Here is a 14,968-nt window from a genome sequence, read left to right on the forward strand (position 1 = left end):
TCCGGGTTTGTTGTCATCGCTCGGGGTTTTTGCCGTGTTCTACTTTTGAAGTTTCAAAAATATCCTCCTTCAATTATCCCTGTACTGACCGATAATAACAGTAAGAAATAACTGTGACTTTAGGGCTATACATAAAGTAGCAACCTAAAGCGGTTGGGGGCGGCAAACGTGCACGAATTAACAGGGACGTATAACATCTGGTTTGTTGGATTATCTGTCATTATTGCTATATTTGCTTCTTACACGGCGCTTGATCTTGGCGGACGTGTTTTTCATTCCAGGGGCTGGAGAAAAACAGGCTGGCTCGTGGGCGGTGCGGTGACGATGGGGATTGGCATCTGGTCCATGCACTTTGTGGGAATGATTGCCTACGAACATGTCATGGTAATGAGCTATGATCCGTTCGTTGTCTTTCTTTCCATCGCGGCTGCGTGTCTGGGAGCACTGATTTCTCTGTTCGTGGTCAGCCATAAAACCCTGAAGCTGTCCCGTTTGATCGTAAGCGGTTTATTTATGGGGGCTGCCATTTCCTCCATGCATTACATTGGAATGGCGGCAATGGATACGGTAACCATCAGCTATGATCCGTTTTATTTTTCTTTATCCATTTTGGTTGCCATTATTGCTTCGATGACCGCATTAAAACTATTATTTGAGTTTTCCCACCGAACAGGTTCGATGCAGTTATTATTGCTGAAGCTGTCGGGTGCTGTGCTGATGGGTGTAGCAATTGCAGGCATGCACTATATTGGCATGCATGCTGCCACTGTTCAGGGAATGAACCATTCGGCAGCGAATCCGGGCGCACTTGATTCCACGGTGATTGCGATTGGCATTGCCATATTTACCATTCTAATGCAATCCTTTCTTATATTTGGAACGGTCACAGACCGCAGGCAGACCATGCAGGCTCTAAAGCTGAAAGAAAATGAACAGCGTTATCGTTCCCTTGTGGATAATAACTTAGACGCTATCTTTTCGATTAACCTGGAAGGCCAATTCCTTTCCATGAACAAGGCCGGGGCAAGAATGACCGGCATCCCGGAAGAAAATTGGTATTATTTGCCGCTGAAAAAAATATGCAGCGAAGAGCAGTACAAAAAAGCGATGCATCAGCTCCAGCTCGTGCTTGAAAAGGAAGATACGGTGAATTTTACCATGCATATCGATAATCTCAAACCTGCCAGAGACATTGATGTCACGCTGATTCCTGTCTACGTGCAGGGGAAATTGGATGGCGTTTATGGGATTGCCCAGGATATTACGGACAGGCTGCAGGCGGAAAAGGAAATTCATCACATGGCCTACTTCGACCATCTGACCGGACTCCCGAACCGCCGCCAGTTTATCAATCATTTAAACGAAATGCTGGAGACACAGAAACGATTTGCCGTATTTTTTCTTGATTTGAACCGTTTTAAGGTGATTAATGATGCGCTGGGGCACAGTACTGGCGATTTGCTTTTAAAAAGCGCGGCGGAAAGACTTCGGTCTTGTGTCGGGGAAAAGGACCTTGTTGCCAGGCTAGGCGGAGATGAATTCACCATCATTATGGCGGAGATGACTTCTCCAAACGAACCGACTGACCTTGCCAAACGGGTCATCGAGGCATTTGAAAAGCCATTTATCATCCAGAATAATCCGCTCCATGCTACTGTCAGCATCGGGATTGCGGTCATTCCGGATGACGGCGATTCACCGGATGTGATTATGAAGCACGCCGATTTGGCGATGTATGCCTCCAAAGAACGCAGCAAAAGCAAATATTATTATTATTCGTCCGTGCTTAGCGAAAAGACGGAACAGCAGCTGAAGATGGAACTGCGGCTTCGCGAGGGGATTGACAACCATGAATTTTACCTGGAGTACCAGCCGCAGATTGATTCCTCGACAGGACTGCTTCTCGCGGTGGAAGCCCTGGTGAGGTGGAGACGGCCGGACGGGGAAACGATCCAGCCAAACAACTTTATCCCATTGGCTGAAGAAACGGCGCTGATTATCCCGCTTGGCAAGCAGATTCTGGAAATGGCCTGCCAGCAGGCAAAAGCATGGCTGGACAAAGGATTCCCGACGCGAATCTCTGTGAATTTATCTGCAAGGCAGTTCCAGGCAGAGGACATTGTGAAGACTGTAGCCTATTTGCTGAATCAATACCAGCTGCCGGCGGAGTTAATTGAACTGGAAGTAACAGAGAGCATGACGATGGAAAACATGGAGCGTTCCATCCATATCCTGAATGAGTTTCGCAAACTCGGAGTCTCCCTGGCCATTGATGATTTTGGCACGGCGCACAGTTCACTAAGGTACTTAAAAGACTTCCCGATTCAGCGCCTGAAAATTGACCGGTCGTTTGTTAAGGAGATCAGCCTGGACCAGAAAACAGAACGGATCACCAGTGCAATTATTGCCATGGGGCAGCATTTGAATCTCGACACGATCGCCGAGGGCGTGGAAACCGAGGAGCAGCTTTCCTTTCTGCGCGATCAGCATTGCTCGCATGTTCAGGGGTTTTATTACAGCAGGCCGGTGTCGGTGGAGAATATTGAGGAGAAGTATTTTCAGTCGGTGGAGACTGGTATAGCGGAATAATAAAGAAAGCTTCAAGCTGCGCTGGACCGCGTGACTTGAAGCTTTTTTAGGCTCTTTTTGTAAGTTTTTTTTTAACTTTGTTTTTATCACAATATCTATAAACTGCGCCATACATCAGTGGGTTTTATAATCGCCGCTGCGGAAATACCCCTCGCTTTCCGCGGGCGCTGGTGAGCCTCCTCGCGCTGTCGCGCTGTGGGGTCTCACCGATGCTTACCATCCCGCAGGAGTCTCGGGGTATTTCCTCCGCTGGGTGAGCTGTCTTTTAAAAGCAAACAAAGACTACCTACATTGTTGTTGGTTGATTGGAGCGGAGGGCAGCCGACTCCTGCGGGAAAAGCACGAGTCTGAAGACCCCGCAGGAAGTGGTTTTCTTCCGAGGAGGCTGAAGCCGTGCCCGCGGAAAGCGGCTGCCCGCAGCGGAAATCAACGAGCACTCTGTCACAGATATTTCCTCAACAGCAAAGTGTAGGTTAGGTCACAATTTCCATCAACTACGAAACAATCTTTTAGAAAACAGTTTTTTTATCATCAAAGCTTTTGAAACTCCTCCGCCTTTACTGGACCCATGCCGCGGGGGATTTCCATTTTTTCACTGATTTTCGCCTCTAGCTCACTCGCAATATGAGCCACGGCAATCTCGGGATTGACCTTCGTGCCGCATGTATAAACGTCAATGCTGGCATAGCCGTGTTCCGGAAAACTGTGCACGGTTAAATGCGATTCGGCAATAATCACCACACCGCTCACGCCATGCGGGGAAAACTGGTGAAAAGCTACCTCGCGCACCTCGGCGCCGGCCTTTTCTGCTGCTTCCACAAAGACACGCTCCAGGAATGCCATATCTTTTAATCTATCTATATTACAATCCCACAGTTCTGCAATAATTTGTCTTCCCATAATTTCCATTGCTAAAAGACCCCTTAAATAAATGCTTTTTCCTACAGAAAATTATAAACCGTTTCCCGTATTTTTGCAATTTCCCTTTCCTCAATCACAGGCAGAGAAAAAAATTCACCACGTAAATAATTTTTTTGAAACCTTTTATGATATTAATACGTATGAGATAATGAACATAGAAATGGAAATGTGAGGTGAAACGGTGGGACTGTTTTCCAGGATTTTTTCAAGCAATAAAAAAAGTGGCGAACCTAAACCCGAGGAGCGAACCGTTCTGACGCTTGAGGTCGGCGATATTGTCGTATACGATCTTCAGGATTACGAGGTCGTAGGAAAAATTACGTACAGGGACGGGAATTTTGAATGGTTTGGCTATCAGTTATTGGTAGGACATGATACAATTTGGTTATCGGCTGAAATGGATGATGAACTTGAACTTGGTGTTTATCGAAAAGTTCAGCTGCCTGTCTCTAAACCTTTTCCCAAAAAGATTACCCATGAGGGCAAGACCTATCATTTAGAGGAGTCAGGGAGAGCAAGAGTGACAGGAGAAGGACGAAGCGCGAACCTGCAGGGAGGCGAAGTGGAATACGCCGATTATGCGGGTTCGGATGAAGCAGATTCGCTCAGTCTGGAAGCCTGGGGAAGCGAGATTGAAGTAAGTATTGGCCAGCCGATTGAGCCATATGAAATTAAAATCATTGCCGGCTCTGTTTAAGAGAAAGGCCGTCCTGCCCGTCATGAGCGGGGGGGGACCATATAATCATGAAAACAATTAATCCTGAGGAGGAATAAATAATGTTTAAGTTTTTTAAACGTGTATCAACGGTAGTAAGCTCGGAATTGAATTCGATGCTGGATAAAGCGGAAGACCCGGTGAAAATGCTCGATCAGTTTATGCGTGACATGGCAGAGGATATTCGCGAGGCAGAAACAGCGGTAGCGAAACAGATTGCCAATGAGAAAATGCTCAAGCGCAAAGCCAATGACGCCGATGCCATGGTGGAAAAACGCCAGAAACAGGCAGAACAGGCGATTGAAGCAGGAAATGAGGACCTGGCGCGCCGTGCCCTTGAAGATAAAAAAGAGCATGAAGCAACAGCCACTCAATTGAATCAATCCTGGGAGCGGGCGAAAACAGATGCGGAAACGCTAAGAACCAAACTGGATGCAATGAAAAAAGAATACCAGGAAATGGAACTGAAAAAAGATTCCTTGAAAGCCCGTGCCGAATCAGCGAAAACACGGACGAAGATGAACCGCACGATGTCCAATGTCGGCAATGATGAGTCCAAACAAGGCTTCGAGCGCATGGAAGAAAAAGTGATGCAGTATGAAGCAGAAGCGGAAACAAGTGAGGACATGTCACAGGCAAGCCGCACGCTGGACGATGAATTTGAAGACTTGAACACGAAAAACGGTGTCGACGACGAACTGGCTGCATTAAAAGAAAAAATGGGCAAAAAGTAAAGCTAAAGGGCCAAGGGAGCAAGCGTCTTGCTCCCGCTTTGCTTTGTTCAAAGGGGGATGGCTTTGTTTAAAAAATGGATTGGACTAATCATGCTGATATCCCTGATGTTGCTCATGGCTGCCTGTGGAAGGCAGGAAGGTGTATCGTTCGCGGCTGAAGATATTCCGGAAGAACCAGCGAAAGAGGAAATTGCGAACTCCATTCAAGGGTCAAATGCCAATGAAATTGATGACCTGCTTGAAAGCAACTTTCCCCTCATGACGGAGGTGGAAGGAGATGCGGAGAATGCTGAAATCTATGCAACAACGCAGTTCGGACTCAACGAACTTTCCTCCCTGTTAACTGGAGCTAGAAATCCGGAGCAGATAAGTGACGTGGAGGACAACCAGCAAGTTCTGATTTATCCGGATCATTTTGTTACATTACGGGAAAGTGAAGAGGATTCCGATGTGCTAATGATCGAAGTGGCTGGCGATGCGTTTGTGAGACGGAATTATTCACCGAACTTCTTGACCACGTATTTTTCGATTAGGCTTTTGGATAGTATGCTGGGAACGAGTAACTGGGGCCGTTCAGGTGGATACACCGGCATGGGCTCACTAGGCGATGCACCAACCCGCGGAAACACCACATTTCGGGGTGGCGGACCGGGAGCAGGCAAATAAAGGGGAGATGAAAAAATGGGACCATTTGTAGCAACACTTGTTTATTTTATTATTTCAGTCATTATTGTTCTAATCGGCTTGTTCATTTTTGAGCTAATTACACGCAAGTACAAAGACATGGAAGAAGTCAAAAATGGAAATCATGCGGTAGCCCTGTCGATTGGCGGAAAAATCATCGGGATCTGTATTATTCTGGCCTTTGCCATTTACGCGTCGGATGTGATTTATGAGACGATTGTCTGGGGAATTGTCGGTGTAGTACTGCAGATGATTGCGTATTTTCTGTTTGACCTTCTGACAAGGAATTTTTCCGTCGAGGAACAGCTGGCAAAAAATAATGTGGCAGTCGGCATTATGTCAGTGGGTGTATCGATCGGATTAGGACTGGTAATCGGTGCGTCGATTACATAGAAAGTAATCTGCGGCCAGGCATCTGCTTGGCATGTCTCCAAAGTAGTGGCGACATGCCAAGCTTTCTTTAACCGCACGAATGATGATGGAGTGAAGGCAAATTGAATCAGGCAGCTGTCAGACAGAGCAAGATTATTTATTGGGCATCGGGGATTGTTTCGATCTGCGGCATCATTTTTGAAGTGCTGTTCGGGGCACTTGGCTCGTACATATTAGGTGACGGGGTTAAACAATATACGCTGACCATCTCGCTGTTTATGACCGGGATGGGCATTGGGGCCAGCCTGAGCGAACGGGTGATGAAGCATTTGATTATCACCTTTATTTATATTGAATTTGGTGTCGCCATCATCGGCGGCTTTTCAAGTTTTACGATGTTCGGCATGACGGCGTTTGGCCCCGCGGGAACCGACGCCTTTTATCTTTACCTGATTACCTTATTGGTCGGTGCCCTCACAGGGGTCGAGCTGCCAATTCTGATCCGCAAAGCCAATGAGATTGGCGTCAGCTTGAATAAAAGTACGGCACGGGTGCTGTTTTCCGATTATGCGGGCGGATTGATCGGCGGACTGCTGTTTGTTTTTTTCTTCCGGCCTTATTTTGGCATGGTAAAATCCGCCTTTTTGGTGGGGTGCATCAATTTGGCTGTGGCTTTGGTTGTCCTGTGGCTGTTCCGTAAAGAAATCCGCCATTTCATCGTGCATGCTGTTGTTGGAGCGGTCATTGGACTGACGCTGATTGCCGGGTTGTTTTTTGGCGAAGCGGCAGCGTTCAGCTTTGAGCAAAAGCTTTACCAGGATCCGATCATGCATATGGAAGAAACAAGCTACCAGCGAATTACCCTGACACGTGACGGGGAGGATGTGCGGCTCTATTTGAATGGCTCGCTGCAGTTCTCAACGATTGATGAGTACCGCTATCATGAAGTGCTCGTCCATCCGACCATGGCGGCTGCTGAGGACCCGGAAAATGTGCTAATTCTCGGCGGCGGGGACGGCATTGCCGCCAAGGAAGTGCTGAAATACGAGGAGACGGAGAAAATTACGCTTGTCGAGCTGGATCCGGCGGTTGTCGAGCTGGCCAACACTAACAGGCATTTGCTTGAGGCCAATGAAGGCTCTCTGAAACATGAGAAAGTTCATGTGGTGCATGAGGATGCGTTTCAGTTCCTGGAGAACAGCGAGGAATGGTATGATGTTATCCTTGTCGATCTGCCTGACCCGAATAATGAGAGCTTGAACAAGTTGTACACAAGTGAATTTTATTCCTTGATGCGCAATCATTTAGTACCAGGCGGGGCCGCCATGATCCAGGCGACAAGCCCTGTGTTTGCCACAGAAGTGTACTGGACGATATCCGAGACGATTGCTTCGACTGGATTGGAGACGGAAAATCTGCATGTTGATGTGCCAAGCTTCGGCAACTGGGGATTTGTCATGGCCAGCAGGGAGGCGATTGATGTCGCCGATTTGGAGATAACGGTGGACACAAGGTTTCTTACGGATGACATCCTCCCAGGGCTGACCGCTTTTGGCAAGGATGAAGACGGGCAGATCACCAATCCGAATGGATCTACTGTGGAGCTTAAACCGAATACGCTGATTGACCCCCATTTAATCCAGATTTATCAAGATGCTTGGAAGAATTATTAGGGAAAGCCGTGTTCCTGCTGGGAGTGCGGCTTTTGCCGTGTGCGGGGTGGGATTTCGATTATCGAGGTGGAGTGGGCGCTGAAGTTTACCGGGAGAGCGCTGATGTTATTGCGGGAAGCGCTGAAGTTTAGCGCTGGTGTCCGCGAAGAGAGCGCTGATGTTTTAGCAGGGACCGCTGAACCTCATGCCAAACCGCCAAACCCCGCGCCGCACAACACCAAACCCACAAGCAAGCCCCCACAAAAAGCAAATAAAATGGGAATTCGCCACAAACCATGTTACGATAAAAATAGAATACATAAGATCGTAGGGGTTCAGATTGATATTTCTCGTTTGTCTTTTGGTTGGAATAGCGGCTGCGTTTACCGGCAGTCTGATCGGGCTTGGCGGCGGGGCAATTCTTGTGCCGAGTCTCTTAGTGCTCAACCAGTATTCGGAAGCTTTTGCCTGGGCAACACCACAGACGATTGTCGGCCTGTCGCTGATTGTGATGATTTTTACGGCATGGTCCTCTGCCTCGTCGTATTATAAGGCAGGTCGGGTGGATGTCCGGTCCGGTCTGTGGTTTTTACTTGGCAGCATTCCCGGCGGCATCATCGGGTCATGGCTGAATACGTTCTTTGATACCGATGCTTTTTTCGTCTATTTTGGTGTGATGATGATCATTACCTCCCTGCTTTTTCTCCTGAAACGCAGAGAGCCGTCCGAAAAGCTTACCGCTGGGAAGAGCTTCTCACGCACATTCACTCTGGATGGAAAAACACATACATACACGATCGCGATCCTGCCGGCATTTTTTATCTCTCTTTTGGTCGGGATGATTTCCGGGCTGTTCGGACTTGGCGGCGGATCGATCATGGTGCCGGCGATGATTCTTTTATTCGGGTTTCCCGCGCATATTGCCACAGCCACGTCGATGTTTATGATTTTCTTCGTCAGTATTATTGGTGCAGGTACCCATGTGGTGCTCGGACACATTGTCTGGGAATATGTACTGTTTTTCATCCCCGGCGCATGGATTGGCGGCAAGCTTGGCGCGATGGTCAATCAACGCCTCAACAGCAGAACATTGGAATGGATACTCAGAATCGTATTAATTGTCATCGGGTTACGGATGATTTATCAAGGATTGGCTTAAGGAGTATGGAAGATGCTGGAAAAAATAAACTTTTACTATACAAATGACCTGCACAGTAATTTTGCTCAATGGCCGCGGGTGGCCGGGTTTTTAAAGGATGCCAAAGCAAAAAGACAAGCGGCTGGCGAGTCCTGCTGGGTGATCGATATCGGTGATCATGTTGACCGGGTGCATCCGATCACAGAAGCATTCATGGGCAAAGCGAACGTGAGACTGATGAATGACGCGGGCTATGATTTGGCAACAATTGGCAACAATGAAGGAATCACCCTGGCTCACGAGGAGTTGTTTCATTTATATGACATGGCGGATTTCCAGGTGGTCTGTGCCAATCTGCATAGCACCGACAGCCAAGAGCCTGCGTGGCTGAAACCGTCGGTGAAAATTGAATCAAGAAATGGTGTGCGCATCGGCATCATCGGTCTCACGGCACCGTTCAATGCATTTTACGAACTGCTTGGCTGGCATATTTCCTCTGTTTTTCAGGCATTGAATCAGCAGGTGGAGGAGCTGAAAAAACAGACGGACATTATTGTGCTGCTCTCCCATCTTGGTTTCAATGAGGATCAGGAAATTGCCCGCAGGTACCCGGATATTGATGTGATTATCGGCGGCCATACCCATCATCTGCTGCGGACTGGCGAGGTTGTGAATAATACGCTGATTACAGCGGCGGGCAAGCACTGCATGTTCGCTGGGGAGGTGATCCTGACATGGGATCACAAGCATGAGCGTCTGGTAAAAAAGGAAGCCTATGCCACCGATATCAGTGAGACGGCGAAGGATCTGGAAACTGAGCAGCAGCTGCATGATCTCAAGCACCAGGCTGAGAAGGTGCTCGGGGAAAAAGTCGTCCATCTTAAGGAGCCGCTGGAAGTAAAATGGTTCGGCCATACAAAGGTGATGCAGGAGCTGACCAATGCGGCAAGGGAGTGGACGAAAGCAGACGCGGCCATGCTGAATGCCGGTCTGCTGCTTGATCAATTTCCTGAAGGTGACATTACGTATCAGGATATCCACCGCATCTGCCCCCATCCGATCAACCTTTGTGTCGTGGAATTAAAAGGGGATGAACTGCTGGAAGTGATCCGTGCTGCCTTTACCAAGGATTTCATGGAACTTAAGCTGAAAGGCTTTGGCTTCCGCGGCGAAGTGCTTGGGCGGATGATTTTTTCCGGACTGGAGGTGGAAAGCGATTATCATGAGACAGGCGAGGAATATGTCAAGCGGGTAACGTTCCACGGAGAGCCGCTGGAAATGGGCCGGGTTTACACAATTGCCACAGCGGACACCTTCACATTCGGGCGGCTGCTTCCGGAAATTGCCCGCTCGGAAACCAAGCAGTATTATCTCCCCGAATTTCTCCGCGACCTCCTGGCAGCCACCCTCCGCAGCAAGTTTGCTCATCAGGCGTGACAAAACGCCTCCCTCGTGCATAGCATATATTGTTATTACGAAGGAGGCGTGTTGTTCCATGATTACCGTGAATCCGTTAGAAGTGGACGGCATTTTCTTTACGGCTGTCCGTGTGGAATTGCCGAAAACCAATTTGCTTGTGATTTCCAATGAGGTTGGCTACATTATGTGTGCGGCATTGGATGTGGATCTGCTGAGTGAAAAACTGGCTGATCGCGAGGTAATTGCCGGCCGCGCTGTTGGCGTGCGTACTATCGATGATCTCTTGCATGCACCATTGGAAAAAGTAACTGATGCATCCAGAGAAAAATATGGATGGGAGGCAGGCATGATTGGCAAGGATGCCCTGCTGAAACTCGCTTAGAAATTGTAAAATGTCTTCCTTTGTGGGAGGCATTTTTTGATATGTAACAAAGGCTCGGCGCGTTCACTCTAGCAATATTTGCCATTCTCTGGTACTATTTTCATAGGAGAAATGTCGAAAGAAGTCGTATTTTTTTACAGGAAGTTAGGAGCAGACGATGAGACTTGCGAATACAAGAACAATCCGTCATGAACCAATTTTGGCTCAGACCATTTATAACGAAAACGGCGTGGTGCTGCTCCAGCAGGGGATGCGTTTAACCAAGCGGATCGTGGACAAGCTGACGATGCAGGGTGTCACTTACATATATATCCAGGACGGGGCAACCGATGATATCCAGCCGGAATCCGCCCTTTCGGAAAAACTGAGGATGAAAGCAACCAGAACGCTAAAAAAAGTTTTTTCCAACGTGAAAGAGAGCGACTTGTCCAAGCGTTCGTACATACTGGATAGAAACGGCGCCGAGCTGACAGACGTGGTGAATCAAATCATCTTTGAAGTGCAGGGAAACGAAAAATCCCTCTCCCTGTTATCGGACATATACATATCAGACGATTACATATTCCAGCACTCGCTCAATGTCACCATTTATTCATTGGCCATCGGTGTGGAGATGGGCTTTTCCAGAAAGGAGCTCATTTCTATCGGGGTTGGGGCGATGCTGCATGATATCGGGAAAATTTTTATTGACAGGGATATTTTGCAAAAGCCGGATAAATTGACCGACGCTGAGTTTGCGGTGATTAAGTCCCATGCCCAGATCGGCTTTGATTTTTTGCGCCAGCATCCGGACATCCCCGGCGTTGTGGCGCATTGTGCCTACCAGCATCATGAGCGTCTGGACGGCTCAGGCTATCCGCGCGGTATTGCTGGGGAGGAACTTCATTCCTATGCCAAGCTGATTGGCATTGCCGATGTATTTGATGCCGTTACAAGCAACCGTGTGTACCGTGAAGCCATGCTGCCCCATGAAGGATTGGAAATCCTTTATGCCGGTGCAGTAAATCTATTTGATAAAACAATGATTGAAGCTTTTAAAAAAAGCATTGCTGTCTACCCGGACGGATTGATGGTTGGTTTAAGCGGGGGACGGGAAGGGGTGGTCCTCAAACAGAATAGGGAAATTTGCGACCGCCCGGTAATCCGGGTTTTAAAAGAAAATGGCCAGAAGCTGGCATCCCCGTATGAATTGGATCTCATGCAGGAGCCCGCAGTGATGGTCGAGTCCGTCAAAGCAGCATAGTCATCTTTTCATTCTAACCTTCTCCATACAAGCATACGCTTGAGGGAGGGGGGATGCGCTTTGCGAGCAGGACGACGATTCGGAAAAAAAAGAATGACGCCGCCTCCAGCGAAAAATTTATTTATGATTACGCTGATTTTATTTATCCTGTTTGTTGGTACAAGTATATGGCTGATTGACCAGAGGGTCAGGCCGGTACTGATGGAAATTGCCGAAGTTCAACTGGATTCATTTGCGACACGTGCCATTAACTCAGCAGTGCAATTTGCGGAAGAGTACGAGTTTGATGAAGTGAATCAAGTTACTTATGACGATGAGGGCAATGTGGTGACATATAACTGGAATCCGGCTGTCGTCAGTGAAATCAACCGGGTGGCGACAGACCGGGTGGAAGAGTTTTTTTTGAAAATGAACAGAGGCGAGCCGCTGGAGTTTGATAATCCGCTGCAAGACCCACCTGATTTAGGTGACGGGGCGGAAGACAGGGCGGAGCAGGATCCGACACTGGTGGAAATCCCCCTGGGACAGGTTACCGGCAATACCGTGCTGGCAAACCTTGGGCCCAAGGTGCCGGTGAATTTTGAATATGTCGGCAATGTACGCACGAACATCATACGAGAGACAGAGGAATTCGGGATCAACAGCTCCTGGGTATCGCTGTATGTGGATGTGGAGGTAGATGTACAGATTGTCATTCCGTTTATGACGAAGACTACTACGGTCCAGACAGAGATCTATATCGACGGCGGGGCGCTCATGGGAGATGTACCGGAGTTCTATGGCGAGAGCGATGATAATCCATCGATTTCTGTGCCAAAAGAAGACTTGCAGGGTGAGTAGATTTTTAGTATAGTAAATTCAGCAGGAATAAAAGACTATTATACTGCATAAATGTTGGCAACATGCCAAGTCTCTACTAACTGAATATGAAAACCTTGCTGATCGGTGAGGTAGAGGAGCGGACTGCAAAAGTAGGCAGCAGGAGCATGACAGCAATGATCGCTGGAGAAAGGGCCGTCCGCCGAAGCGCAATAAGCGTCAAACTTATTGCTGCTGGTATGTCTTTGAATAAAAGATGTACTGTCATGCCGGAGTATTCCAGGCATGGAGGACTACTGATCGAAATGGAGGATAACGTAATTGTGCAAACAATGATAGGTTATTTTCTGTCATTGTTTTTTTGTGCGTATTTTTCCGGTGAGGGCTCATATTCATTCAGTAAAAATGATTGGAGGATTTATTTATGGAAGGAACGATATACTCAATTATTCCGCCCCTCTTGATGCTTGTGCTTGTAATTGCGACAAGAAAAGTATTGATTTCACTTGGGACGGGGATTATTGTGGGGGCTCTCCTAATTCATCAGTTTGACCTGCTTGGTGCTGCCGGAGAAATTTGGGCATCCTTTGCCGGGATTTTTGTTGCGGATGGTGCGGTCAATACGGGAAATCTGCTGTTGCTTGGATTTCTGCTGCTCCTCGGGATCATGACAGCCTTTTTGCAGGCATCCGGGGGGAGCCGGGCATTTGGCGAGTGGATGGTGAAGCGGATCCGGACAAGAAGAGGCGCTCAGCTGATGACCCCAGTGGTTGGACTTTTAATTTTTATTGATGATTATTTTAACAGTCTGGCGGTCGGACAGATTGCCAGACCGTTGACCGACCGGCACCGTATCTCCCGGGCAAAGCTCGCCTATTATATTGATTCGACGTCTGCACCGGTTACGGTGATTTCTCCGATATCCAGCTGGGGCGCGTATATTATTGGGATTCTGGGCGGACTGTTTGCTGCGAACGGGATTACTGATATCCAGGCAATGGAAGCCTTTCTGCGGATGATTCCGCTGAATTTCTATGCACTGGCTGCCCTGCTGCTTGTGTTTTTGACCGCTTATTTCGGAATGGACCTCGGCAGTATGCGGACCCATGAAAAAAGAGCGAAGGAAACCGGAGAGCTGCTCGATCCTGACTCCAGCGGTGTACCGGGTGATTTAGGCGATACATTTGAGCCGAACAAGGGCGGACGGATTTATCACCTGGTCGCGCCGATCATCGTATTGGTGGTCGCAACGGTTACTGCCATGGTCATCACCGGGGCAAATGCCAGTGAAAATGTGAACATCTTGGCGATCTTTGCCAATACCAATGTCAACCTGTCGCTATTTATAGGCGGGCTGGCTGCTGTGGCGACCAGTCTTATTTTTCATCTGCAGCAGCAGGCACGGGCAAATTCCTGGAAAATTTATTGGGAAGGGATAAAGACCATGCTGCCGGCAATTTATATTTTATTGCTTGCATGGATGATTGGCTCGGTGATCAGCGCGCTTGGGACAGGCGAATTCCTGGCACAATTCGTCAGCAATGCTTCGATCAGCACCGCACTGCTGCCATTCTTGTTCTTCCTGATCGCCGGATTAATGGCAGTCGGGACCGGCACATCCTGGGGCACATTTGGAATCATGCTGCCGATCGCTGCTGAGGTGGCAGCCGCTACGAACATTGAGATGCTGCTCCCATCGCTCGCTGCCGTGCTTGCCGGCTCGGTGTTTGGCGACCACTGCACCCCGATTTCCGACACGACAATTCTTTCATCGACCGGTGCAGGCGCCAACCTTATCGATCATGTGCTGACACAGCTGCCGTATGCTGTGATTGCAGCCGTGGTTGCAGCAGTTGGCTATCTGCTGATTGGATGGCTACCACCGCTGCTTGTGCTGTTGGTAGTTCTCGCAGCTCTGGTTGGGGTGGCGCTGGTTATTCGAGCCACGGCCAAACAGTCAGCTTAATTTGGAAGGAAATGAAGGCATTCTCTCATCTATTGGGTGAGGGGGTGCTTTTTTTGTGGGGTGGAAGCAACTTAGTGGCGGCAGAGGGCGAGTGGTGGGCAGCAGGGCTTTCTGCTGGACAAAACGGACTGTCAGAGTGGAAGAAATGTCCAGTAGGGTGGTGCTACTGGACAAAACAAGCCGTCAGAGTGGAAGAAATGTCCACTAGAGGGGTTCTACTGGACAAAATCAGGCGACAGAGCGGTGGAAATGTCCACTAGAACAGTTCTCTAGATCAAAAGAGAGCGACTGAAGGTCCAAAAAGATGGATAGAACGCTTCTCAAGATCAAAAGA

General features: G+C 48.5%; 13 protein-coding genes and 1 riboswitch. Of the genes, 12 read left to right on the top strand and 1 reads right to left on the bottom strand.

All coding sequences use genetic code 11. The annotated features are described in order from the left end of the window. Positions 1 to 168: 168 nt before the first annotated feature. On the top strand, positions 169 to 2,589 hold the full coding sequence (locus tag CEG13_RS16310; protein WP_100012957.1) for an EAL domain-containing protein: 2,421 nt from the start codon (positions 169 to 171) through the stop codon (positions 2,587 to 2,589). Positions 2,590 to 3,120: 531 nt separating this feature from the next. Here CEG13_RS16310 and speD read toward each other — a convergent pair. Next, the gene (speD, locus tag CEG13_RS16315) at positions 3,121 to 3,498 is read right to left on the bottom strand and encodes an adenosylmethionine decarboxylase (RefSeq protein ID WP_100012958.1); all 378 of its coding nucleotides are present in this window, start codon (positions 3,496 to 3,498) and stop codon (positions 3,121 to 3,123) included. 193 nt (positions 3,499 to 3,691) lie between these two features. Here speD and CEG13_RS16320 point away from each other — a divergent pair, with 193 nt between their 5' ends. From CEG13_RS16320 to CEG13_RS16370, 11 genes are all read left to right on the top strand, one after another. Then, the gene (locus CEG13_RS16320; RefSeq protein ID WP_100012959.1) at positions 3,692 to 4,207 is read left to right on the top strand and encodes a DUF4178 domain-containing protein; all 516 of its coding nucleotides are present in this window, start codon (positions 3,692 to 3,694) and stop codon (positions 4,205 to 4,207) included. An 80-nt stretch (positions 4,208 to 4,287) separates the two neighbouring features. Then, positions 4,288 to 4,959 (top strand): PspA/IM30 family protein, encoded by a 672-nt coding sequence (locus CEG13_RS16325; protein ID WP_100012960.1) that lies wholly within the window; start codon positions 4,288 to 4,290, stop codon positions 4,957 to 4,959. A gap of 57 nt (positions 4,960 to 5,016) precedes the next feature. Further along, the gene (locus tag CEG13_RS16330; RefSeq protein ID WP_239984681.1) at positions 5,017 to 5,625 is read left to right on the top strand and encodes a DUF4247 domain-containing protein; all 609 of its coding nucleotides are present in this window, start codon (positions 5,017 to 5,019) and stop codon (positions 5,623 to 5,625) included. Between the two features lie 15 nt (positions 5,626 to 5,640). After that, positions 5,641 to 6,036, top strand: a complete 396-nt coding sequence (locus tag CEG13_RS16335; RefSeq protein ID WP_100012962.1) for a DUF350 domain-containing protein — start codon at positions 5,641 to 5,643, stop codon at positions 6,034 to 6,036. Between the two features lie 101 nt (positions 6,037 to 6,137). Further along, positions 6,138 to 7,688 (top strand): polyamine aminopropyltransferase, encoded by a 1,551-nt coding sequence (locus CEG13_RS16340; protein ID WP_100012963.1) that lies wholly within the window; start codon positions 6,138 to 6,140, stop codon positions 7,686 to 7,688. A 319-nt stretch (positions 7,689 to 8,007) separates the two neighbouring features. Continuing rightward, a complete protein-coding gene (locus CEG13_RS16345) occupies positions 8,008 to 8,826 on the top strand; it encodes a sulfite exporter TauE/SafE family protein (protein ID WP_100012964.1) in 819 nt (272 codons plus the stop codon). A 12-nt stretch (positions 8,827 to 8,838) separates the two neighbouring features. Then, positions 8,839 to 10,242 carry a bifunctional metallophosphatase/5'-nucleotidase gene (locus tag CEG13_RS16350; RefSeq protein ID WP_100012965.1) on the top strand — a complete coding sequence of 468 codons (1,404 nt, stop codon included), beginning with the start codon at positions 8,839 to 8,841 and terminating at the stop codon, positions 10,240 to 10,242. A gap of 58 nt (positions 10,243 to 10,300) precedes the next feature. Next, the gene (locus CEG13_RS16355; RefSeq protein ID WP_100012966.1) at positions 10,301 to 10,606 is read left to right on the top strand and encodes a YunC family protein; all 306 of its coding nucleotides are present in this window, start codon (positions 10,301 to 10,303) and stop codon (positions 10,604 to 10,606) included. A 157-nt stretch (positions 10,607 to 10,763) separates the two neighbouring features. After that, positions 10,764 to 11,849 (top strand): HD-GYP domain-containing protein, encoded by a 1,086-nt coding sequence (locus tag CEG13_RS16360; RefSeq protein WP_100012967.1) that lies wholly within the window; start codon positions 10,764 to 10,766, stop codon positions 11,847 to 11,849. 60 nt (positions 11,850 to 11,909) lie between these two features. After that, positions 11,910 to 12,689 (top strand): sporulation protein YunB, encoded by a 780-nt coding sequence (gene yunB, locus CEG13_RS16365; protein ID WP_239984682.1) that lies wholly within the window; start codon positions 11,910 to 11,912, stop codon positions 12,687 to 12,689. 103 nt (positions 12,690 to 12,792) lie between these two features. Further along, a riboswitch (Lysine riboswitch) is annotated at positions 12,793 to 12,972 on the top strand. Between the two features lie 120 nt (positions 12,973 to 13,092). Then, positions 13,093 to 14,634 (top strand): Na+/H+ antiporter NhaC family protein, encoded by a 1,542-nt coding sequence (locus tag CEG13_RS16370; protein WP_100012968.1) that lies wholly within the window; start codon positions 13,093 to 13,095, stop codon positions 14,632 to 14,634. Positions 14,635 to 14,968: the final 334 nt, after the last annotated feature.

The organism is Lentibacillus sediminis, assembly GCF_002763455.1.
Classification (GTDB): domain Bacteria; phylum Bacillota; class Bacilli; order Bacillales; family Amphibacillaceae; genus Lentibacillus_D; species Lentibacillus_D sediminis_A.